Annotated in this window: 21 protein-coding genes and 3 tRNA genes; 6 read left to right on the top strand and 18 right to left on the bottom strand. The window is 64.6% G+C overall.

The genetic code is table 11. The annotated features are described in order from the left end of the window. Positions 1–4: 4 nt before the first annotated feature. From nuoG to B5M41_RS21040, 12 genes are all read right to left on the bottom strand, one after another. Positions 5–2,083 (bottom strand): NADH-quinone oxidoreductase subunit NuoG, encoded by a 2,079-nt coding sequence (gene nuoG / locus B5M41_RS21095; protein WP_134652272.1) that lies wholly within the window; start codon positions 2,081–2,083, stop codon positions 5–7. Positions 2,084–2,179: 96 nt separating this feature from the next. Further along, positions 2,180–2,860 (bottom strand): NADH:ubiquinone oxidoreductase, encoded by a 681-nt coding sequence (locus B5M41_RS21090; RefSeq protein WP_134652274.1) that lies wholly within the window; start codon positions 2,858–2,860, stop codon positions 2,180–2,182. A 4-nt stretch (positions 2,861–2,864) separates the two neighbouring features. Then, positions 2,865–4,169: an NADH-quinone oxidoreductase subunit NuoF gene (gene nuoF, locus B5M41_RS21085; protein WP_134652276.1), complete on the bottom strand. Its 1,305-nt coding sequence runs from the start codon at positions 4,167–4,169 to the stop codon at positions 2,865–2,867. Positions 4,170–4,180: 11 nt separating this feature from the next. Further along, the gene (locus tag B5M41_RS21080) at positions 4,181–5,314 is read right to left on the bottom strand and encodes an NADH-quinone oxidoreductase subunit E (protein ID WP_134652278.1); all 1,134 of its coding nucleotides are present in this window, start codon (positions 5,312–5,314) and stop codon (positions 4,181–4,183) included. Positions 5,315–5,330: 16 nt separating this feature from the next. Continuing rightward, the gene (locus B5M41_RS21075; protein WP_134652280.1) at positions 5,331–5,570 is read right to left on the bottom strand and encodes a hypothetical protein; all 240 of its coding nucleotides are present in this window, start codon (positions 5,568–5,570) and stop codon (positions 5,331–5,333) included. Continuing rightward, positions 5,570–6,760 carry an NADH-quinone oxidoreductase subunit D gene (locus B5M41_RS21070; protein ID WP_134652282.1) on the bottom strand — a complete coding sequence of 397 codons (1,191 nt, stop codon included), beginning with the start codon at positions 6,758–6,760 and terminating at the stop codon, positions 5,570–5,572. Before B5M41_RS21070 ends, B5M41_RS21075 begins: the two co-directional genes overlap by 1 nt. Before the next feature lie 48 nt (positions 6,761–6,808). Beyond that, positions 6,809–7,414 carry an NADH-quinone oxidoreductase subunit C gene (locus tag B5M41_RS21065; protein ID WP_134652283.1) on the bottom strand — a complete coding sequence of 202 codons (606 nt, stop codon included), beginning with the start codon at positions 7,412–7,414 and terminating at the stop codon, positions 6,809–6,811. A gap of 18 nt (positions 7,415–7,432) precedes the next feature. Then, complete coding sequence (locus B5M41_RS21060; RefSeq protein ID WP_134652285.1) at positions 7,433–8,008, bottom strand: NuoB/complex I 20 kDa subunit family protein; 576 nt, start codon at positions 8,006–8,008, stop codon at positions 7,433–7,435. After that, complete coding sequence (locus B5M41_RS21055) at positions 7,999–8,364, bottom strand: NADH-quinone oxidoreductase subunit A (protein ID WP_134652287.1); 366 nt, start codon at positions 8,362–8,364, stop codon at positions 7,999–8,001. The genes B5M41_RS21060 and B5M41_RS21055 overlap by 10 nt, the downstream gene beginning before the upstream one ends. A 288-nt stretch (positions 8,365–8,652) precedes the next feature. Next, positions 8,653–9,540 (bottom strand): prohibitin family protein, encoded by an 888-nt coding sequence (locus tag B5M41_RS21050; RefSeq protein ID WP_134652289.1) that lies wholly within the window; start codon positions 9,538–9,540, stop codon positions 8,653–8,655. Between the two features lie 139 nt (positions 9,541–9,679). Next, positions 9,680–9,756 (bottom strand) — tRNA-Asp (locus B5M41_RS21045). Positions 9,757–9,802: 46 nt separating this feature from the next. Then, positions 9,803–9,879 (bottom strand) — tRNA-Asp (locus B5M41_RS21040). A 244-nt stretch (positions 9,880–10,123) separates the two neighbouring features. Between B5M41_RS21040 and B5M41_RS21035 the strand changes: the two genes are divergently transcribed. Continuing rightward, positions 10,124–10,199: transfer RNA gene (locus tag B5M41_RS21035), tRNA-Val, on the top strand. A gap of 65 nt (positions 10,200–10,264) precedes the next feature. On the opposite strand, the gene B5M41_RS21030 is transcribed toward B5M41_RS21035, so the two are convergent. After that, positions 10,265–10,573: a hypothetical protein gene (locus B5M41_RS21030; RefSeq protein WP_134652291.1), complete on the bottom strand. Its 309-nt coding sequence runs from the start codon at positions 10,571–10,573 to the stop codon at positions 10,265–10,267. Between the two features lie 55 nt (positions 10,574–10,628). Beyond that, positions 10,629–10,778, bottom strand: coding sequence for a hypothetical protein (locus B5M41_RS21025; RefSeq protein ID WP_167719441.1), 150 nt, complete (start codon positions 10,776–10,778; stop codon positions 10,629–10,631). A 232-nt stretch (positions 10,779–11,010) separates the two neighbouring features. Here B5M41_RS21025 and otsA point away from each other — a divergent pair, with 232 nt between their 5' ends. After that, a complete protein-coding gene (gene otsA, locus B5M41_RS21020; protein WP_134652293.1) occupies positions 11,011–12,435 on the top strand; it encodes an alpha,alpha-trehalose-phosphate synthase (UDP-forming) in 1,425 nt (474 codons plus the stop codon). On the opposite strand, the gene B5M41_RS21015 is transcribed toward otsA, so the two are convergent. Next, complete coding sequence (locus B5M41_RS21015; RefSeq protein WP_134652295.1) at positions 12,425–12,700, bottom strand: hypothetical protein; 276 nt, start codon at positions 12,698–12,700, stop codon at positions 12,425–12,427. The genes otsA and B5M41_RS21015 overlap by 11 nt on opposite strands. A gap of 112 nt (positions 12,701–12,812) precedes the next feature. Between B5M41_RS21015 and B5M41_RS21010 the strand changes: the two genes are divergently transcribed. Next, a complete protein-coding gene (locus B5M41_RS21010) occupies positions 12,813–13,070 on the top strand; it encodes a PepSY domain-containing protein (RefSeq protein WP_134652297.1) in 258 nt (85 codons plus the stop codon). A 24-nt stretch (positions 13,071–13,094) separates the two neighbouring features. Beyond that, positions 13,095–13,244 (top strand): hypothetical protein, encoded by a 150-nt coding sequence (locus B5M41_RS21005; protein ID WP_167719444.1) that lies wholly within the window; start codon positions 13,095–13,097, stop codon positions 13,242–13,244. An 11-nt stretch (positions 13,245–13,255) separates the two neighbouring features. On the opposite strand, the gene B5M41_RS21000 is transcribed toward B5M41_RS21005, so the two are convergent. From B5M41_RS21000 to B5M41_RS20990, 3 genes are all read right to left on the bottom strand, one after another. Then, positions 13,256–13,519, bottom strand: coding sequence for a hypothetical protein (locus tag B5M41_RS21000; protein WP_134652299.1), 264 nt, complete (start codon positions 13,517–13,519; stop codon positions 13,256–13,258). Positions 13,520–13,736: 217 nt separating this feature from the next. Then, positions 13,737–14,492, bottom strand: coding sequence for a histidine utilization repressor (gene hutC / locus B5M41_RS20995; protein WP_134652301.1), 756 nt, complete (start codon positions 14,490–14,492; stop codon positions 13,737–13,739). Between the two features lie 78 nt (positions 14,493–14,570). Then, positions 14,571–15,917, bottom strand: coding sequence for a formimidoylglutamate deiminase (locus tag B5M41_RS20990; protein WP_134652303.1), 1,347 nt, complete (start codon positions 15,915–15,917; stop codon positions 14,571–14,573). 104 nt (positions 15,918–16,021) lie between these two features. Between B5M41_RS20990 and hutI the strand changes: the two genes are divergently transcribed. Both hutI and hutH read left to right on the top strand, forming a co-directional pair. Continuing rightward, positions 16,022–17,245: an imidazolonepropionase gene (gene hutI / locus B5M41_RS20985; protein WP_134652305.1), complete on the top strand. Its 1,224-nt coding sequence runs from the start codon at positions 16,022–16,024 to the stop codon at positions 17,243–17,245. A 41-nt stretch (positions 17,246–17,286) separates the two neighbouring features. Further along, positions 17,287–18,822 (top strand): histidine ammonia-lyase, encoded by a 1,536-nt coding sequence (hutH, locus tag B5M41_RS20980; RefSeq protein WP_134652307.1) that lies wholly within the window; start codon positions 17,287–17,289, stop codon positions 18,820–18,822. The last annotated feature ends 1 nt before the right edge of the window (position 18,823 follow it).

Genomic DNA, 18,823 nt, shown 5'->3' with positions numbered 1-18,823 from the left:
GCGCTCATTCCGCCGCGGCTTTGAAATTGTTGCGGGCAAGCGCCGAGCATTCGGCCATGACCGCGGAGGCGCGCGCTATCGGGTTCGTCAAATAGAAGTCTTTGATCGGAGACGCAAACCCGGAATTCGCCATCGTCCCGCCTTTTTTCGCAAGGGCCGAGAGATCGGCGATTTCGCCCGGTGCGATCTCGTCGATCGCGGCGAAATGCGGGTGCGCGGCATAGAGTTTTGCACGCAGCTGGACGAGCGAATCGAACGGCAGCTTCTTGCCGAGAACGTCGGAAAGCGCACGCAGGATCGCCCAGTCCTCGCGGGCGTCGCCCGGTGCGAAGCCGGCGCGGTTGCCCATCTGGACGCGGCCTTCCGTGTTGACCCAGGTGCCCGACTTCTCGGTATAGGTCGCGCCCGGCAGGATGACATCGGCGACATGCGCCGCGTTGTCGCCATGCGAGCCGATATAGACGGTGAAGGCGGACTTCTTCGCGAAGTCCATCTCGTCGGCGCCGAGCAGGAAGAGCACGTCGGTGCCGTCAAGCATCTCGGCGGCCGCCTTGCCGCCCTCGCCCGGCACGAAGCCGAGGTCGAGCGCACCGACGCGGGCAGCGGCGGTGTGCAGCACGGCAAGGCCGTTCCAGCCGGCCGTGACCGCACCGACAGTCTCCGCAAGCGCCGAGACGGCCGAGAGAACGGCCAGCCCATCGGCGCGCGACAGCGCGCCCTGGCCGACGATGATCATCGGACGCTCGGCCTTCTTCAGCGTTTCGGCAAACGAGATCGAACCGTTGAGGAGGCCGGACAGCGTGTCCGTGCCGGCGCCGAGATATTCGTAGCCGTAGCGCAGTTCGCCCTGCTCGCCGATCACGCCGATCGGGAAGTTGTCCATGCGCCAGCGCTTGCGGATGCGGGCGTTGAGCACGGCGGCTTCGAGGCGCGGGTTGGAGCCGACGATGAGCAGCGCGTCGGCCTGCTCGATGCCTTCGATGGTCGGGTTGAAGATATAGCTTGCACGGCCGAGCGACGGGTCGAGCACCGAACCGTCCTGGCGGCAATCGATGTTCACGGAACCGAGCGAGGTCATCAGCTCGCGCAGCGCGTAGATTTCCTCGACGGAGGCCAGATCGCCGGCGATGGCGCCGATGCGGTCGCCCGGCTTGCCGGCAACGGCTGCCTTGATGGCGCCGAAGGCCTCGGCCCAGGAGGCGGGCTGCAAGCGGCCGTCCTTGCGGACATACGGACGGTCGAGACGCTGGGTCTTCAGGCCGTCCCAGATGAAGCGGGTCTTGTCGGAGATCCACTCTTCGTTGATCTCTTCGTTGACGCGCGGCAGGATGCGCATGACTTCGCGACCGCGCGTATCGACGCGGATGGCCGAGCCGACGGCGTCCATGACGTCGATGGATTCGGTCTTGTTCAGCTCCCACGGACGGGCCGTGAAGGCGAAGGGCTTGGAGGTCAGCGCGCCGACCGGGCAGAGGTCGACGACGTTGCCCTGGAGCTCCGAGGTCATCGCCTGCTCGAGATAGGTGGTGATCTCGGCGTCTTCACCGCGGCCGATCAGGCCGAGCTCGGTGATGCCGGCGACCTCGGTCGTGAAACGAACGCAGCGCGTGCAGTGAATGCAGCGGTTCATGATCGTCTTGACGAGCGGGCCGATATACTTGTCCTCGACCGCGCGCTTGTTCTCAGCGTAGCGCGACGAATCGATGCCGAAGGCCATCGCCTGGTCCTGCAGGTCGCATTCGCCGCCCTGGTCGCAGATCGGGCAATCCAGCGGGTGGTTGATGAGCAGGAACTCCATCACGCCTTCGCGCGCCTTCTTGACCATCGGCGTGGTCGTGAAGACTTCCGGCGGTTCGCCGTTCGGGCCCGGCCGCAGGTCGCGCACGCCCATGGCGCAGGAGGCCGCCGGCTTCGGCGGGCCGCCCTTCACCTCGACGAGGCACATGCGGCAGTTGCCGGCGACCGAAAGCCGCTCGTGGAAACAGAAGCGCGGAACTTCGGCGCCCGCCTCCTCGCACGCCTGAAGCAGCGTGAAGTGGTCAGGGACTTCGATTTCTTTTCCGTCGACGATCAGCTTTGCCATATCTCAATCCCGCTTTGACGCGAAACCGCGTCTCACCAGCGCCATTCTCTCTCCGGCCTTCGGCCCGGGACGTGACCCGGTCCTTTGCCTTCGTTTCTACTGCCGGTCCGGGCGGGTCTTTCCCCTGCCCTTCGCCAGCGTCCTTGCCTGCTCCACCCAGCCATCGCGGGCAATCCGCCCGCCAGCGCCGAGTTCGGCCTCGATCCTTGCGACATCCGCGTCCCCGAGGGCTGCGATGTCGGCGTAGCGCGTGAAGCCCATGCCGTTCAGCACCTGCTCCAGCTTCGGCCCGATGCCCGAAATCATCTTCAGGTCATCGGCCTTGGCGGCCTTCTTCACCGGCGCCGTGCGCACCGGCTTTTCGTCCGCCGGCTTCGGCGTCGCGGTCTTGTCCCGCGCCACCTTCGCCTTCCGTTCGACGGCGGGCGTTTGCGCCTTCGCCACCGGTTCCTTCGGCACCACCCTCAGCACCGGCTTTGCCCCGACCGGCTCAGCCTTGGCCCTGGCGGCCAGATCCGCCGCCTCGTCCAGCGCCGCCTTGGCCTGTCCCGCGGCCCCCTGCATCAGCCCCAGCATCGCGCCGGCCATCTGGCCGGCAAGCCCGAAGCCGATCGCCGCCGTCGCGGCCATCGCCGCGACCGGATGCGCCATCAGCGGATGCAGCGGCACATCGGGCACATCCTTCAACCACTGCGCCATCCCGAAGGGGTCGTCGCCGGCCGCTTCGGCCGGCGGGACATTGGTGGCATTTCCATCCTGTCCGGCCGGCGTCTTCATCGTCTTACTCCGCTGCTTCCAGCACCGCGCCATGCGCCATGGCATTGGCGGTGTACTGGTCGATCCGCGCCTCGATCTCGGGGCGGAAATTGCGGATGAGGCCCTGGATCGGCCAGGCGGCCGCGTCGCCAAGCGCGCAGATCGTGTGACCTTCGATCTGCTTGGTGACGTCGAACAGCATGTCGATCTCGCGCTTCTGCGCGTTGCCGCGCACCATGCGCTCCATCACGCGCATCATCCAGCCCGTGCCTTCGCGGCAGGGCGTGCACTGGCCGCAGCTCTCGTGCTTGAAGAAGGCCGAGATGCGCCAGATCGCCTTGATGATGTCGGTGGAGCGATCCATGATGATCATGCCGCCGGTGCCGAACGAGGACTTCACCTCGCGCAGGCCGTCGAAGTCGAGCGTGACGTTCATCATGTCCTCGGCCTTGACGACCGGGCAGGATGCGCCGCCGGGAATGACAGCCAGCAGGTTGTCCCAGCCGCCGCGAATGCCGCCGCCGTGCTTCTCGACCATCTCCTTGAAGGAGATGCCCATGCTTTCCTCGACGGTGCAGGGCGTGTTGACGTGGCCCGACATCATGAACAGCTTGGTGCCGACATTGTTCGGGCGGCCGAACGAGGAGAACCAGCCGGCGCCGCGGCGCAGGATCGTCGGGGTGACGGCGATCGACTCGACGTTGTTGACGGTCGTCGGGCAACCGTAGAGGCCCATATTGGCCGGGAATGGCGGCTTCAGGCGCGGCTGGCCCTTCTTGCCCTCGAGGCTTTCGAGCAACGCGGTCTCTTCGCCGCAGATATAGGCGCCGGCGCCGTGGTGGACGAAGACATCGATGTCATAGCCCAGCTTGTTGTTCTTGCCGAGCAGGCCCGCGTCGTAGCACTCGTCGATGGCCGCCTGAAGCGCCTCGCGCTCGCGGATGAACTCGCCGCGCACATAGATATAGGCGGCATGGGCCCCCATGGCGAAGGATGCGACGACGCAGCCCTCGATCAGCGTATGCGGATCGTGGCGCAGGATATCGCGGTCCTTGCAGGTGCCGGGCTCGGATTCGTCGGCGTTCACGACGAGATAGTGCGGGCGGCCGTCGGATTCCTTCGGCATGAAGGACCATTTGAGACCGGTCGGGAAGCCGGCGCCGCCGCGGCCGCGCAGGCCGGACGCCTTGATCTCGTTGATGATCCAGTCGCGGCCCTTTTCGAGAAGCTGCTTGGTGCCGTCCCACTGGCCACGGGCCATGGCGCCTTTCAGCGACCTGTCCTTGGTGCCGTAGATATTGGTGAAGATGCGATCCTGATCTTTAAGCATGGTTCACCTCTTTACCGCGGCTTCTTGCCGAAAACGCGGATGTACTCCGCTTCGCCGCCCTTGGCGAGCGCCTTGGCCTGCTTGACCCAGTCGTCGCGCTCGATGCGGCCCTTGAAGTTCAGATAGCCGTCGACCCACTCGCGCTCGGCCTTCTTCCAGGACGCGACCTGCGCAAAGGTGAAGATGCCGAGTTCGTGCAGGGTGCCTTCGATCTTCGGGCCGACGCCGGAGATCAGCTTGAGGTCGTCGACCGTGGCCGGGCGCTCGATGCCGGCCGGACGGTTCTTGTCGTTCAGCGACGGCTTGGCGCCGGCAGCCGCCGGCTGCTTTTCGTCGGCGTCGCCACCCTCGGCGCGCGTTTCGCCCTTTACCTTGGCGTTGGCGGCGGCTTCCGCCTTGGCCGTCAGCGGCGTCTTGACCGTCGGATCGGTTTCAGCGGCGTCCGTCTTCGGCTTGGCGGCATTCGACGGGGGAACGCTGACGCTCTCATCCGCCGTCTTGCGGCTGCGCGGCGCCGTCTTGCCGACGGCGGCGTCCGACGCGGTGAGGCTGGTGAGGCCGCCGGCCGGTGCGGAGAAGACGCGCTCGATCTGCGGACCGGTCGCCACTTCGGCGCCCTCGCCCGCGTCGAAACGGTCGATGATGGTCTCCAGCCGCTCGGGCGTCAGGTCTTCGTAGCTGTCCTTGAAGATCATGATCATCGGCGCGTTGACGCAGGCGCCCTGACACTCGACCTCTTCCCAGGACAGCGTGCCGCTCTCGTTGCGGTGGAAGGGCTCCGGATGGATGCGCTTCTTGCAGACATTGATCAACTCTTCCGCGCCGCGCAGCATGCAGGGCGTCGTGCCGCAGACCTGGATATGGGCGCGCGTGCCGACCGGCAGAAGCTGGAACTGCGTGTAGAAGGTCGCGACTTCGAGCACGCGGATATAGGCCATGTCGAGCATGTCGGCGACGGATTCGATCGCCGCCTTGGTGACCCAGCCATCCTGTTCCTGCGCCCGCATGAGCAGCGGGATCACGGCCGACTGCTGGCGGCCCTGCGGATACTTGTTGATGGTCGCCCTGGCCCAAGCCGCATTCTCCTCGGTGAAGGCGAAGCTGGCGGGCTGAACATTATCATCGGCTAGTCGACGAACGGACATTCTGTAACGCCTTGTCTCAGTTAATCTGCCGGCACTGCGTTCTCGTCGTGTTGACGAACTCGCAGGCGTAGACAGACTTCTCTTTCTGCATGAATAGGACGTAACGGCTGCCATTCGGCGCCGCCGCCTTGATCTCATAGCCCTGCCCCGCCAGTTGGCCGATCGTCGACGACGCGTTGCCCTCGCCGCCCTCCTGCGCAAGCGCAGGCACGGCGGTCAGGACAGCGGCGACGATGGCAAGGGCGGCTTTCGGCATCAGCGGTCAACCTCGCCGAACACGATATCCAGCGAGCCCAGGATCGCCGAGACGTCGGCAAGCTGGTGGCCACGACAGATGAAATCCATCGCCTGCAGGTGGGCATAGCCCGGGGCGCGGATCTTGCAGCGATACGGCTTGTTGGTGCCGTCGGCGACGAGATAGACGCCGAATTCGCCCTTCGGCGCTTCGACGGCCGCATACACCTCGCCCGCCGGCACGTGATAGCCTTCGGTATAGAGCTTGAAGTGGTGGATGAGCGCTTCCATCGAACGCTTCATTTGGCCGCGCTTCGGCGGAACCATCTTGCCGTCGATGGAGGAGACCGGGCCGACCTTGGCGTCGCCGAGCAGGCGGTCGACGCACTGGCGCATGATCTTCGCCGATTCGCGCATCTCGATCATGCGGATGACGTAACGATCGTAGCAGTCGCCGTTCTTGCCGATCGGAATATCGAAGTCGAGGTCGGAATAGCACTCGTAGGGCTGCGAGCGACGCAGGTCCCAGGCCGCGCCCGAGCCACGCACCATCACGCCCGAGAAGCCCCAGGCCCAGCAGTCTTCCAGCTTCACGACGCCGATATCGACGTTGCGCTGCTTGAAGATGCGGTTGCCTGTCAGAAGCGCGTCGATATCGTCGACGGTCTTCAGGAACGGGTCGATCCACTTGCCGATATCTTCCACCAGCTCGTGCGGCAGGTCCTGATGCACGCCACCCGGACGGATATAGGCCGAGTGCATGCGCGCGCCGCAGGCACGCTCGTAGAACACCATCAGCTTTTCGCGCTCTTCGAAACCCCAGAGCGGCGGCGTCAGCGCGCCGACGTCCATGGCCTGGGTCGTGACGTTGAGCAGATGCGACAGGATGCGGCCGATCTCCGAATAGAGCACGCGGATCAGCTGCCCGCGGATCGGAACTTCCGTGCCCGTCAGCTTCTCGACGGCCAGCGCGAAGGCATGTTCCTGGTTCATCGGCGCGACGTAGTCGAGGCGGTCGAAATAGGGAACGGCCTGAAGATAGGTCTTCGTCTCGATCAGCTTCTCGGTGCCACGGTGCAGCAGGCCGATATGCGGATCGACGCGCTCGACGATTTCGCCGTCGAGTTCAAGAACCAGACGGAGAACCCCGTGCGCCGCAGGATGCTGCGGGCCGAAGTTGATGTTGAAATTGCGAACGTTGTGCTCGTTCATACCGCTTGCTCCAGAGGCCGGCGCCCTATCGGGCTACGTGACCCAAAATCAGTTCGTCTTCGCCTTCTCATCCCCCGGCAGCACGTAGTCCGTGCCTTCCCAGGGGGAGAGGAAGTCGAAGTTACGGAATTCCTGCTTCAGTTCGACCGGTTCGTACACGACGCGCTTGACCTCGTCGTCATAGCGCACTTCCACGAAACCGGTCGTCGGGAAGTCCTTGCGCAGCGGGTGCCCCTCGAAACCGTAGTCGGTGAGGATGCGGCGCAGGTCCGGGTGGCCGGTGAAGAGGATGCCGTACATGTCGTAGGCTTCGCGCTCGAACCAGTCGGCGCCCGGATAGACGGAACAGGCCGAGGGAACGGGAACGTCCTCGCCGGTCGCGACCTTGACGCGGATGCGCAGGTTCTGGCGCGGCGACAGGAGGTGGTAGACCACGTCGAAGCGCTCGGCGCGCGCCGGCCAGTCGACGCCGCAGATATCGATGAGATTGACGAAACCGCACTGCACGTCATCGCGCAGGAAGGTCAGAAGCTCGACGACGCGCGCGCCGTCGGTCTTCAGGGTGAGTTCGCCATAGGCGATGTCGGCGGACGACACCAGGCCGCCGGCGACTTCGCCGATGTGGGAGGAGAGCTCCCGCAGAGCTTCGCTCATATCTAAAGTCCCCTGCCCTTAACGCTCGATCGTACCGGTCCGGCGGATCTTCTTCTGCAGCAGGAGCACGCCGTAGAGGAGCGCTTCCGCCGTGGGAGGACAGCCTGGTACATAGATGTCGACCGGCACCACGCGGTCACAGCCGCGCACCACCGAGTAGGAATAATGATAGTAGCCGCCGCCGTTGGCGCAGGAGCCCATCGAGATGACGTAGCGCGGTTCCGGCATCTGGTCGTAGACCTTGCGGAGCGCGGGCGCCATCTTGTTGGTCAGCGTGCCGGCGACGATCATGACGTCGGACTGGCGCGGGCTGGCGCGCGGCGCAAAGCCGAAGCGCTCCACGTCGTAACGCGGCATGGAAAGCTGCATCATCTCGACGGCGCAGCAGGCCAGGCCGAAGGTCATCCACATCAGCGAGCCGGTACGGGCCCAGGTGATGAGCTCATCCGTGGAGGTGACGAGAAAACCCTTGTCGGCGAGCTCGTTGTTGATCTCGCCGAAGAAGGCATCGTTGCTGCCAATGGGCTTGCCGGTCGAGGGATCGATGATCCCCTTCGGCTGCGGCGCGACGAGCGTGTTGGATGCTACTCCCATTCGAGTGCTCCCTTCTTCCATTCGTAGATAAAGCCGATGGTCAGGACACCGAGGAAAACCATCATCGACCAGAAGCCGAACCAGCCCAGGTCGCCGAAGGAAACGGCCCAGGGGAAGAGGAAGGCCACTTCGAGGTCGAAGATGATGAAGAGGATCGACACCAGATAGAAGCGGATGTCGAATTTCATGCGCGCATCGTCAAAAGCGTTGAAGCCGCACTCGTAGGCGGAAAGCTTTTCCGAATCAGGGGCCTTGTATGCGACGGCAAACGGCGCGACCAGCAGCGCAAGGCCGATCACAAGCGCGATACCGATGAAGATGGCGATCGGAATATAGGAACCGAGAAGTTCAGTCATTGGCGTCCATCCTGCCTGCGATCGGCGCCGGAGAGACGCCTGTTGGTTCAAGACCTGCAAGCCGATAAAGTATGTTGCAACGCCCTGTCGTTAGCGCAGCGAGCGCCCCCGCGCAAGGCTTTGTCCCGCTTTCGCCGCAATCAATCTTCGCTTTTGAGACAGGAGCGGCGAAAGCCCGCGGGAAGCCGTTTAAATCGTTACGATTTCATGAAGGGTGGCATTCGGGGCGTTTCGCCGCAGGCGCGGGCCAAAACCGCGCCTGCACCTTTGTCGCCTTGGATTGAACCCTCAATTCGGGTTGAGGTTGAGCATGGGAACGGCGCCGCCCGGCAGCATGGTGCGCGGCAGCTGGCCATCCCATTTCTCCGCCTGTGTCAGCGCCACGAGGCCGGGATTGTCCTTCAGCGCGTCGCCCCGCGCCTTGATCGCTTCGGCCTCCGCCTCGCCGCGCAGGCGGATCGCTTCCGATTCGGCCTGCGCCGCCAGCCTGACGGCATCGGCCTGCGCCTGGGCCTCCGCACGCCGCGCATCGGCCTGGGCGCGCGCCTGCGTCACCGTGATTTCCGCCTGCACCTTCTCGCGCTCGGCGTTCTGCCGCAGGCGCTGCACCTCGACCTCGGCCAGCATGCGCTGCTCGATGCTTGCCTCGTAGGCATCCGAAAAATCGATGTTCTCGATCTGAACGCTATCGATAAGGACGGGGCCGGAGACGCCCTGCTGGATGGCGGAGGCGATCTCCGCGTTCAGCCGTCCGCGCTCCTGGATCGCCGTCACCGCATTGAAGCGGCCGAACACCGTCTTCGTCTCCTCGAAGACCTTGCGCTCGATCAGGCGCGACAGAAGCCCGTCCTCCCCGCCATAGGTGGCGTAGACTTCCTGCACGCGGTCGGTGGGGATGCGATAGTTCACCGAAAGACGAATCTCGGCCGGCTGCTGGTCGCGGCTGTAAGCTTCCATCTTTTCATAGACCACCGCCTTGGACTGCACGGACACGCGCACGATCGAATCGATGAAGGGCAGCTTGAAGCCGAGACCCGGCTCGGCCGTGCCGGAAATGGCGCCGTAGCGCAGGATCACGCCGCGCTCCCCCTGATCGACGGTGAACCAGGAGCCGAACAGAATGCTGAGCGCGACGAGCGCAGCGCACCCGGCCAGAATCATCGTGATGTTTCGCATGCGAATCCTCTCTCTTTTTTGACGCGTCGCTATATCCGAGACGCGGAGAGGCCTGCAAACATTCAGCGTGAGAAGCGGAAATCGCAGCTCGTTCTCCACATGAAGAAAAAGCAGGAAGAAACGGGAAGAGAAAGAAGAATGGCGCGAGTGACGGGGCTCGAACCCGCGACCTCCGGCGTGACAGGCCGGCACTCTAACCGACTGAGCTACACCCGCGCATCTTTTGGACCTTAAGTCCCGGATGATGGTCCGGCCTTTCGAGTGGCGCGAGTGACGGGGCTCGAACCCGCGACCTCCGGCGTGACAGGCCGGCACTCTAACCGACTGAGCTACACCCGCATTCCTCGAAGCGACCGGATGACAAGGCATCCGTCCCGAGCGGCCTTGGCCGTTCGATGAGCGGCTAACTACGGGGTTCGCCTTTGGGTGTCAAGCAGGTTTCAAGACAAAAGAATGACGCCGCACGAAATGTTTCCACACCCTCCCGCATCATCACCGCACCCTTCAAAAAAATGCAGAAAACTTTGCAATTGCCTCTTGCGGTTCGATCCGGTTCCGCATAGATCACAGCCACCAACGCGGCGGGCGATTAGCTCAGTTGGTAGAGCGCCTCGTTTACACCGAGGATGTCGGGAGTTCGAGTCTCTCATCGCCCACCATTTTCCCTTCACGCCAGGCTCTGTTTTCACAGGGCCTTTTTGCTTTTCGGGCCACAGAGAAGCTCCTACGCCTGCGCCGGGAAAAGCGTGTGGTTCGCCCATACGCTTCGACCGATATCCTCCGCGGTCGCCCATTGGGCATCGGAGGGATTGAGCAAGGTTGGGAATCCGCTGTTCGCGTCGATTTCATCCGGGCTTCGAAAGCCTTGCTCGCATTCCTCGCAATGACCGTAGACATCGCCGGTATCCGTCTCGCGGAAGAGAAACAGCCGTCCGTTGCGGCATGCGGGGCAATTGCCAACATGGTAGGTCGTCATGGCGACCATGGTGGATGGGGCGGGAAGGAATGTCCAGGCTGGAAACCCGAACGTCATGGATATGATCCGCAGAAGCGCCGTCCGCAGATATCGTCGCCGACCCCGCCCGGCGCTACTCCACGGGCCCGACAGCGGGCGCCGGCACGATGGCGCCATCGCCGGTTTCGGGGAATGGCGGGTCGACCTCGATGAGGAGAACGCTCACCACGAGGGCTGCAAGCGCGATAAGAAGAGCGGTGAAGGCGATGCCGGTTCTGTCCATGCCCATATCCTGCACTGCAATGTGCAAAAGGTGAGGCGACGCGCGCTCTATCCAGTGGTGGGCAACATCACATCCGGGTTTCTCTTCGGAACCAAATCGGCGCCGGCGGGTTCATACTGCATTGCAATATGAAATCTGCCGGACTCCGCTCGTCTCGCAGGCCGCCTTCTGGATTGCCTTCCGAAGGCTTCCTGCCGAGCGTCGGGCCGGCCCAGACATGGTTCAAAAACTCATGAGTCGTCTTATCGTCGTTTCCAATCGCGTTCCCCTTCCCGCAAAGAACGGCGCAGCGTCCGCTGGCGGCCTCGCGGTCGCGCTTCAGTCGGCACTGGCTGCGCGCGGCGGGCTCTGGCTGGGCTGGTCGGGAAAAATATGCAGCGACGAGCCTGTCGGGCCGCTGACGACGCTGAAGGACGGCAATATCGAATACGCGCTGACCGATCTCACTGACCTTGATGTCGAGGAATATTACCAGGGTTTCGCCAACCGCGTGCTTTGGCCGATCTGTCATTACCGGCTCGATCTCGCCGAGTATGGCCGCCGGGAGATGACGGGATATTTTCGCGTCAACCAGTTCTTCGCCAGCCGCCTGCTGCCGCTGATCCAGAAGGACGACGTCATCTGGATCCACGACTACCATCTGATCCCGCTTGCGGAGGAACTTCGCCGGCAGGGCGTGAAGAACCGCATCGGCTTCTTCCTGCACATCCCCTGGCCCGCACCGGACGTTTTCCTGGCGATGCCGGTTCATGACGAGCTTTTGAAAAGCCTGACGGCCTATGACGTCATCGGTTTCCAGACCCGTCAGGACCGGGAGAACTTCGCCGCGTGCCTGGCGCGGCAGAACATCGGTGAACGCCTTGGCGAAGAGGAATTCGGCGCGGCGGGCCGCACCTTCATCGCACGCCCCTATCCGATCGGGATCGAGACCGACGAGTTCGCCAAGCTGGCGCGCCAGGCGGGAAACACCACCTTGCACAAGCGCATGCGCCAGAGCCTGGACGGAAAGGATCTCATCATCGGCGTCGACCGCCTCGACTATTCCAAGGGCATCACCCAGCGCATCGATGCCTTCGAGACCTTCCTGACGCGCCATCCCGATTACCAGCGCAAGGTCACCCTGCTGCAGATCACGCCGAAATCCCGCTCCGAGGTGCCGGAATACGAGGCGATGCAGAAAACCGTCGCGGAACAGGCGGGGCGCGTGAACGGCGCGCTCGGCACCGTCGACTGGGTGCCCATCCGCTATGTCAACCGCTCGCTGCGCCGCCCCGCCCTCGCCGGCCTGTACCGCATGGCCAAGGTGGCGCTCGTGACGCCGCTTCGCGACGGCATGAACCTTGTCGCCAAGGAATTCGTCGCAGCGCAGGACGAGGACGATCCCGGCGTTCTGCTGCTTTCGCGCTTTGCGGGTGCGGCGCACGAGCTGACGGAGGCCATGCTGGTCAATCCCTACGATGTCGAGGGAACCGCCGACGTTATCGCGCGCAGCCTCGCCATGCCGCGCGAAGAGCGCCAGGCGCGCTGGAAAGGCATGATGGCGACAGTGCGCGAAAACAACGTGTTCACATGGTGCGATACGTTCCTTGGAGACCTCGCCGGCAACGAGGCGCCCGAAGGCGTCGAGCAGCTCCGCCTGAAAAGGGTCAGTCGTTGAATGCACCGTACCGGCGCCGGCTCACGATCTCGAGCGAGCGGTCGGGCAGGATTCGATAGATCTCGATATATTCATGCCCCGTCACCGCATCTCTCAGGCGATGGCTGAACGTGCTGCCGACCGGCGCCTTGGTGAGCTTGGTGTGAGGCTGGCCATTAAAGGTGATGCTGCCGGGCACCGGAGCGAGCCCCTGCGCGAGAGCCGCCGGCGTCGCTGCGAGAATGGCAATAAAGCAGGCGATCGAAAGCTTGGCTGATGGAAACATGAGATTATCCCTTCTTCGCTTCTAATCGGCGAAGCGCCCATAGGTTCCGGCCGGCTGGAACTTCATTCCGCGCCAGCCGTTTCATGCCTGCAATTGAGATGGAGTCTATCCGATGAAAAGAGCCGTCATCCTTATTGGTCTTCTCGCAGCCTTTCCCGCCGCCGCGCAGGAGGCCAGCAAGCCGACGCCTGAAACGGGCAAGAAACCCTCGGAAATCCTCGCGATGATCGAGCAGCGGCCGGGTTTCGACCGCCTGGAGGAAATGTCGTGGGAAGATGAGGGCTACTATGAAATCGTCTACCACACGACCGACAAGGCCCGCGTCGAAGTGAATATCGATCCGATGGGCAAGGCCGTCGAACACCGCTGATCGACGGTCGCCGGGAGAGGCACGATGCAGACGCGATTCAGTCCGACGGGCCTGGGGCTCATTCTCACCTTCGTGGTCATCATCGGCTCGGTGCTGAGCCTTGCGGTGATGAAAAGCCAGAACGCGAATGCGGAGATCGTGACCGATTCGCCTGCGGAGTCGGGCAGCCCCTGAAGGCTGCCCGCCTAGTGCGTCGTGGGGATATCGTCTTCCTCCAGGAAGGAATGGATACCGTCACGCGCGATGGTGGCGAGGAACTCGTCGAAGGCTTCGCGATCGGTGGCGAAGGGCTCGTCCCACTCGAACAGATCCTCGTTCTGGGTCACGACCTCCAGCTTCCAGTCGTTCTGCGTGCCGGCCGGGCGGTAGATGTCGACGAGGACCGTGACGTCGTCCTCGGTGTATTCTCCGGAAAGCTCGGAATGTTCCAGCTTGGGCTTCTTGGTCATGGCGGCTCGTCCTGGAGGCGATGCCGGATTGTCCGCTCCGGCTCGCGTGATCGAAGAAAACTGCGAGGAACGGCCGGCGTGATCTCGCGGCAGCGACGTGACGTCAATCGGTCGCCCGACCCCGGTCTAAAACTACCGGCAGTCGCGTTCCTCAAATCGTTGTGACAGAGCCGGCGGCGTGCGTCCACCCATTCCGTGGCGCGCCGGCGGCTTCTCCTCAGGCGAGCTTGGGATGCGTCGGGGCGAATTCGGCAACGAGTTCGTGCTTCTCGCCGGGATATGTCAAGAGCACGCGGGTCACGTAGAGGCCGCCGCTCCAGGTGCGGCGTTCCACCACGAGGCAGGGCGTGCCCGGCGCGATGGCGAGAAGTCCGGCCACACGGCTATCGGCCCCCACCGCACGGATGCGGTGTTCTGCGGCACTCCAGGGCACGCGGCTGATCAGCCACGCACCCGGGGCGATGTCGTCGAAGGTCTCGCTTGCGACCTCGGGCACGGCGTCATGGTTGATCAGGCGTTCTTCCAGACAGAACGGCTGCGCGCCCGCGAAATGAAGCGCCGTGACCTCGGTCACCCGAGCCTGCTGCGAAAGTTCCATCAGGCGCCGATCGGCAGCCCCGGCGGGACGGTCGAGGCGCGCGCGCTGCTCGTAGCGATAGGGCAATCCCAGCTGCTCGACCTCCAGGCGGATATCGTGGATTTCCAGCACGGCCGACTGCGCATGGGGATGGGTAACGAAACTGCCGGATTTGCGCCGGCGCTCGATCAGGCCGCGCTTGACCAGTTCGGTGATCGCCTTGTTCACGGTCATGCGCGAGCAGCGGTACTGCTCGGTCAGCTCGTGCTCGAAGGGGATGCGATAGCCGGGGGGCCATTCGCCCGACAGGATCCTGCCCTCCACATCTTCCAGGATGCGACGGTGCAGCGAGGGGGCCTTGGCTCCCTCAACCGGGCTCTCCTCGCCGCTGGACATGCGCACCTCCGTTGCCGGACGCAGATTCGCCGGTCTTCCAATGTCATAGAAAAGGCCTTTGCGCCTTTCAATATGTCCTCAGACGGCGGCGAGCGTTCGCATGACGGATGCGAAGCGGCGGCCGATCGCCTCGTGTTCGCGGTGGCGACCGGCTTCGACCCACTTGCGACCGTTCACCCAGACGCAATCCACCGCGGCGCCATTGGCAAAGATCCAGCCGTCGAGCAACGCGTCGCCTTCCAGATCGATGCCGTGGCGCGCCTTCAGGCTGACGAAATCCGCCGCGTGCCCGGTTGCGATGCCGGACGCTGCGCCGAGTGCCGAAGAACCGCCTGACAGCGCGCCGTCGAACAGCGCACGGCCCGTCGAGCCGCCGGGCGCCGCCAGCACGTTGCGGGCGCGGTGGAGCAGGCGCTGCGAATATTCCAGCTGGCGCAATTCATCCGGCAGGCCGATCAGCACGTTCGAATCGGACCCCACACCGAACCGGCCGCCGGCGGCAATGAAATCAGGCGCGGGGAATGTTCCATCTCCTAGATTGGCTTCGGTCACGGGGCACAAGCCGGCAATGGCGCCGGCGCGCGCCATGCGGGCAGTCTCCGCCGCCGTCATGTGCGTGGCGTGGATGAAGCACCACCGGCCATCGACGGGCTGGTTATCGAGCAGCCATTCCACCGGCCGGCGTCCGGACCAGGCGATGCAGTCCTCGACCTCCTTGACCTGTTCGGCGATGTGGATATGAACCGGCGCTTGGCCCGCCATGGCGACGACGGCGGAAAGCTCGTCCGGCGTCACCGCGCGCAGGCTGTGGGGAGCGACGCCGGTGATACCGCCCGGCAGCGCATCCATCAGCGCACGGCAGCGCTCCAGCAGCACGGCAAACGAATCGCGGTCGTTGATGAAGCGGCGCTGCCCCTCGCCCGGCGCGGTGCCGCCGAAACCGGCATGGGCGTAAAACACCGGCAGCAGGGTCATCGCGATACCGGTCGCCGATGCCGCCGCAGCGATACGGGACGCCATTTCGGCGATATCCGAATAGGGCCCGCCATCCCTGTCGTGATGCAAGTAGTGGAATTCGCCGACGCGCGTGAAGCCGGCTTCCAGCATTTCCACATAGAGCTCGGCGGCAACGGCCTCCACATCGTCAGGCGTCATCGAGAGCGCGAACCGGTACATGACGTTGCGCCAGCTCCAGAAAGAATCGCTGCCCGGCCCGCGGGTCTCGGCAAGGCCGGCCATGCCGCGCTGGAAGGCGTGGCTGTGCAGGTTCGGCATACCGGCCACGATCGTGTCGTGGCGCTCGTCGCCGGCCTCGGGCGCCGCATCCGTCTCCAGTGCGCGGATGCGGCCCGACGCGATGTGCAGCCGCACGTTCTTCGCCCAACCGCCCGTAAGCAGCGCCTGCCTTGCGTGAATGACGGACATGGTTCCCTCGTTCGCTGCTTCTCGTGCGCGACGTCAAATTGACCCTTGCACGCCTTTTCATTATGTATATACATTATAGACATGACAGGGAAGAGGCAATCGCGATGACGACACCGGAAAAGGACACGCGCCGCGTCTGGCGCAATGCGCAGCTTGCCACGCTCGACGAACGCCTTCCGGGGCTCGGCATCGTGGAAAACGGCGCGATTGCCGTGGAGGACGGGCGCATCGCTTTCGCCGGCCCGGAATCGGAGCTTCCCGCCGCCTTCGCCGGCGCAGAGACCGTGGACTGCGAGGGCCGGTGGATCACGCCCGGCCTCATCGACTGCCACACCCACCTCGTGCATGCCGGCGACCGTGCCCATGAGTTCGAGTTTCGTCTCTCCGGCGCCTCCTATGAGGAGATCGCACGGGCCGGCGGCGGCATCGTCTCCTCTGTCAAGGCGCTGCGCGCGGCAAGCGAAGACGCGCTGGTGCGCCAGACGTTGCCGCGTCTCGATGCGCTGATCGCCGAGGGTGTGACGACGGTAGAGATCAAGTCCGGCTACGGGCTCGACACGGAAAACGAGCTGAAATCGCTGCGCGCCGCCCGCCGCATTGCCGAGGCGCGCGATGTCACGGTGCGCACGACCTTTCTCGGCGCGCACGCCCTCCCGCCCGAAATGAACGGTGACAAGACGGCCTATATCGACAAGGTGGTGGGCGAAATGCTGCCGGCCGTGGCTGCCGAAGGGCTGGCGGATGCCGTCGACGGCTTTTGCGAGGGCATCGCCTTCTCGCCCGAGGACATGGCACGGGTCTTCGACGCGGCCAGGGCGCACGGCCTGCCGGTCAAGCTGCATGCCGACCAGCTCTCCAACCTGCACGGCGCGGCGCTCGCCGCCCGCTATGGCGCGCTTTCGGCCGATCATCTCGAATATACCGACGATGCCGGTGCTGCGGCCATGGCGAAGGCCGGCACCGTCGCCGTCATCCTGCCGGGCGCCTTCTATTTCATCCGCGAAACGAAGAAGCCGCCGGTCGCGCTCTTTCGCAAGCACGGCGTCAAGATGGCCGTCGCCACCGACAGCAATCCCGGCACCTCGCCGCTGACCTCGCTTCTCCTCACCATGAACATGGCCGCGACCCTGTTCGGCATGACCGTCGAGGAATGCATTGCAGGTGTCACCCGCGAGGCCGCGCGCGCGCTCGGCCTGGTCGACGAGGTGGGGACGCTGGAAACCGGAAAGTGGGCCGATTTCGTCCTCTGGGACATCGGCCGGCCGGCGGAACTGGTCTACCGCATGGGCTTCAACCCCATGTTTGCCCGGGTCCGCAGCGGACAATAATCGCTCTTTGCGCAGCACCGTGCTGCATCGGGGAATGCACCATGACGATCACGCTCCACCCGGGTTCCGTGCCCTTGAAAACCCTTGAGGCCCTGTACTGGACGGGCGAGGCGACGCGTCTCGACGCCTCCTTCGACGCCGGCATCGCAAGGGCCGCCGCGCGCATCGCGGAGATCGCCGCCGGCGATCAGCCCGTCTACGGCATCAATACGGGCTTCGGCAAACTTGCATCGATCAAGATCGCACCGGCCGATGTCGCCACACTCCAGCGCAACCTCATTCTCTCGCACTGCTGCGGCGTCGGCAAACCGCTTGCCGAAAACATCGTGCGCCTCATCATGGCGCTGAAGCTGATCTCGCTCGGCCGGGGCGCCTCGGGTGTGCGCATCGAGATCGTTCGCCTCATCGAGGCCATGCAGGAAAAGGGCGTCATCCCCGTCATTCCCGAACAGGGCTCCGTCGGCGCGTCAGGCGATCTCGCGCCCCTCGCCCACATGACGGCCGTGATGATCGGCGAAGGCGAGGCCTATTATGACGGCGAGCGCCTGCCCGGCGGCGCGGCGCTGGCAAGGGCCGGCCTGAAACCGGTCGTGCTGGCCGCCAAGGAAGGCCTTGCGCTGATCAACGGCACCCAGGTCTCCACCGCGCTGGCGCTTGCCGGCCTGTTCCGCGCCCACCGCGCCGCCCAGGCCGCCCTCGTGACCGGCGCCCTCTCCACGGATGCCGCCATGGGCTCGTCCGCGCCGTTCCATCCGGATATCCACACGCTGCGCGGCCACAAGGGCCAGATCGACGCCGCCGCGTCGCTGCGTGCGCTGCTCGCCGGCTCCGTCATCCGCGAAAGCCACATCACCGGCGACGAGCGCGTGCAGGACCCCTATTGCATCCGCTGCCAGCCGCAGGTCGACGGCGCCTGCCTCGATGTCCTGCGCTCCGCCGCCCGCACGCTCGAAATCGAAGCCAATGCCGTCACCGACAACCCGCTGGTGCTGTCCGACAACAGCGTCATTTCGGGCGGCAACTTCCATGCCGAACCCGTCGCCTTCGCCGCCGACCAGATCGCCATCGCGGTCTGCGAGATCGGCGCGATTTCACAGCGCCGCATCGCGCTTCTGGTGGATCCTGCCCTTTCCTTCGGCCTGCCGGCCTTCCTCGCCAAGAAGCCGGGCCTCAATTCGGGGCTGATGATCGCGGAAGTGACCTCTGCCGCGCTGATGAGCGAGAACAAGCAGATGGCGCATCCGGCCTCGGTCGATTCGACGCCGACCTCCGCCAACCAGGAGGACCATGTCTCCATGGCCTGCCACGGCGCGCGCCGCCTGCTGCGCATGACGGAAAACCTCGCCGCCATCATCGGCATCGAGGCGCTGACGGCCGCACAGGGCATCGAATTCCGCGCGCCCCTCGTCACCAGCCCGGAACTGCAGAAGGTCGTCGCCGCACTGCGCACCGTCGTTCCGACGCTGGAGGAAGACCGCTACATGGCCCCCGACCTCGCAGGCGCCGGCACCTTCGTCTCCTCGGGCGCGCTGGCCGCCTCCGTTTCCAAGGGCATCCTGCCGGTGCTGGAGGTCTGAC

This window comes from Shinella sumterensis (genome assembly GCF_004514425.2).
Lineage (GTDB): Bacteria > Pseudomonadota > Alphaproteobacteria > Rhizobiales > Rhizobiaceae > Shinella > Shinella sumterensis.
Note: the sequence above shows the minus strand (reverse complement) of the source record. Positions and strands in the feature narration are given on the sequence as shown.

Bases quoted from the DNA above. Each gene is read 5' to 3' on its own strand.
- B5M41_RS21025 (WP_167719441.1), bottom strand. From the start codon at position 10,778: ATGGACAGAACCGGCATCGCCTTCACCGCTCTTCTTATCGCGCTTGCA.
- B5M41_RS21070 (WP_134652282.1), bottom strand. From the start codon at position 6,760: ATGAACGAGCACAACGTTCGCAATTTCAACATCAACTTCGGCCCGCAG.
- B5M41_RS21055 (WP_134652287.1), bottom strand. From the start codon at position 8,364: ATGACTGAACTTCTCGGTTCCTATATTCCGATCGCCATCTTCATCGGT.
- B5M41_RS21060 (WP_134652285.1), bottom strand. From the start codon at position 8,008: ATGGGAGTAGCATCCAACACGCTCGTCGCGCCGCAGCCGAAGGGGATC.
- nuoG (WP_134652272.1), bottom strand. From the start codon at position 2,083: ATGGCAAAGCTGATCGTCGACGGAAAAGAAATCGAAGTCCCTGACCAC.
- hutI (WP_134652305.1), top strand. From the start codon at position 16,022: ATGACGACACCGGAAAAGGACACGCGCCGCGTCTGGCGCAATGCGCAG.
- B5M41_RS21090 (WP_134652274.1), bottom strand. From the start codon at position 2,860: ATGAAGACGCCGGCCGGACAGGATGGAAATGCCACCAATGTCCCGCCG.
- nuoF (WP_134652276.1), bottom strand. From the start codon at position 4,169: ATGCTTAAAGATCAGGATCGCATCTTCACCAATATCTACGGCACCAAG.
- hutC (WP_134652301.1), bottom strand. From the start codon at position 14,492: ATGTCCAGCGGCGAGGAGAGCCCGGTTGAGGGAGCCAAGGCCCCCTCG.
- B5M41_RS21030 (WP_134652291.1), bottom strand. From the start codon at position 10,573: ATGACGTTCGGGTTTCCAGCCTGGACATTCCTTCCCGCCCCATCCACC.
- B5M41_RS21005 (WP_167719444.1), top strand. From the start codon at position 13,095: ATGCAGACGCGATTCAGTCCGACGGGCCTGGGGCTCATTCTCACCTTC.
- B5M41_RS21000 (WP_134652299.1), bottom strand. From the start codon at position 13,519: ATGACCAAGAAGCCCAAGCTGGAACATTCCGAGCTTTCCGGAGAATAC.
- B5M41_RS21075 (WP_134652280.1), bottom strand. From the start codon at position 5,570: ATGCCGAAAGCCGCCCTTGCCATCGTCGCCGCTGTCCTGACCGCCGTG.
- B5M41_RS21080 (WP_134652278.1), bottom strand. From the start codon at position 5,314: ATGTCCGTTCGTCGACTAGCCGATGATAATGTTCAGCCCGCCAGCTTC.
- B5M41_RS21010 (WP_134652297.1), top strand. From the start codon at position 12,813: ATGAAAAGAGCCGTCATCCTTATTGGTCTTCTCGCAGCCTTTCCCGCC.
- otsA (WP_134652293.1), top strand. From the start codon at position 11,011: ATGAGTCGTCTTATCGTCGTTTCCAATCGCGTTCCCCTTCCCGCAAAG.
- B5M41_RS21015 (WP_134652295.1), bottom strand. From the start codon at position 12,700: ATGTTTCCATCAGCCAAGCTTTCGATCGCCTGCTTTATTGCCATTCTC.
- B5M41_RS21065 (WP_134652283.1), bottom strand. From the start codon at position 7,414: ATGAGCGAAGCTCTGCGGGAGCTCTCCTCCCACATCGGCGAAGTCGCC.
- hutH (WP_134652307.1), top strand. From the start codon at position 17,287: ATGACGATCACGCTCCACCCGGGTTCCGTGCCCTTGAAAACCCTTGAG.
- B5M41_RS21050 (WP_134652289.1), bottom strand. From the start codon at position 9,540: ATGCGAAACATCACGATGATTCTGGCCGGGTGCGCTGCGCTCGTCGCG.
- B5M41_RS20990 (WP_134652303.1), bottom strand. From the start codon at position 15,917: ATGTCCGTCATTCACGCAAGGCAGGCGCTGCTTACGGGCGGTTGGGCG.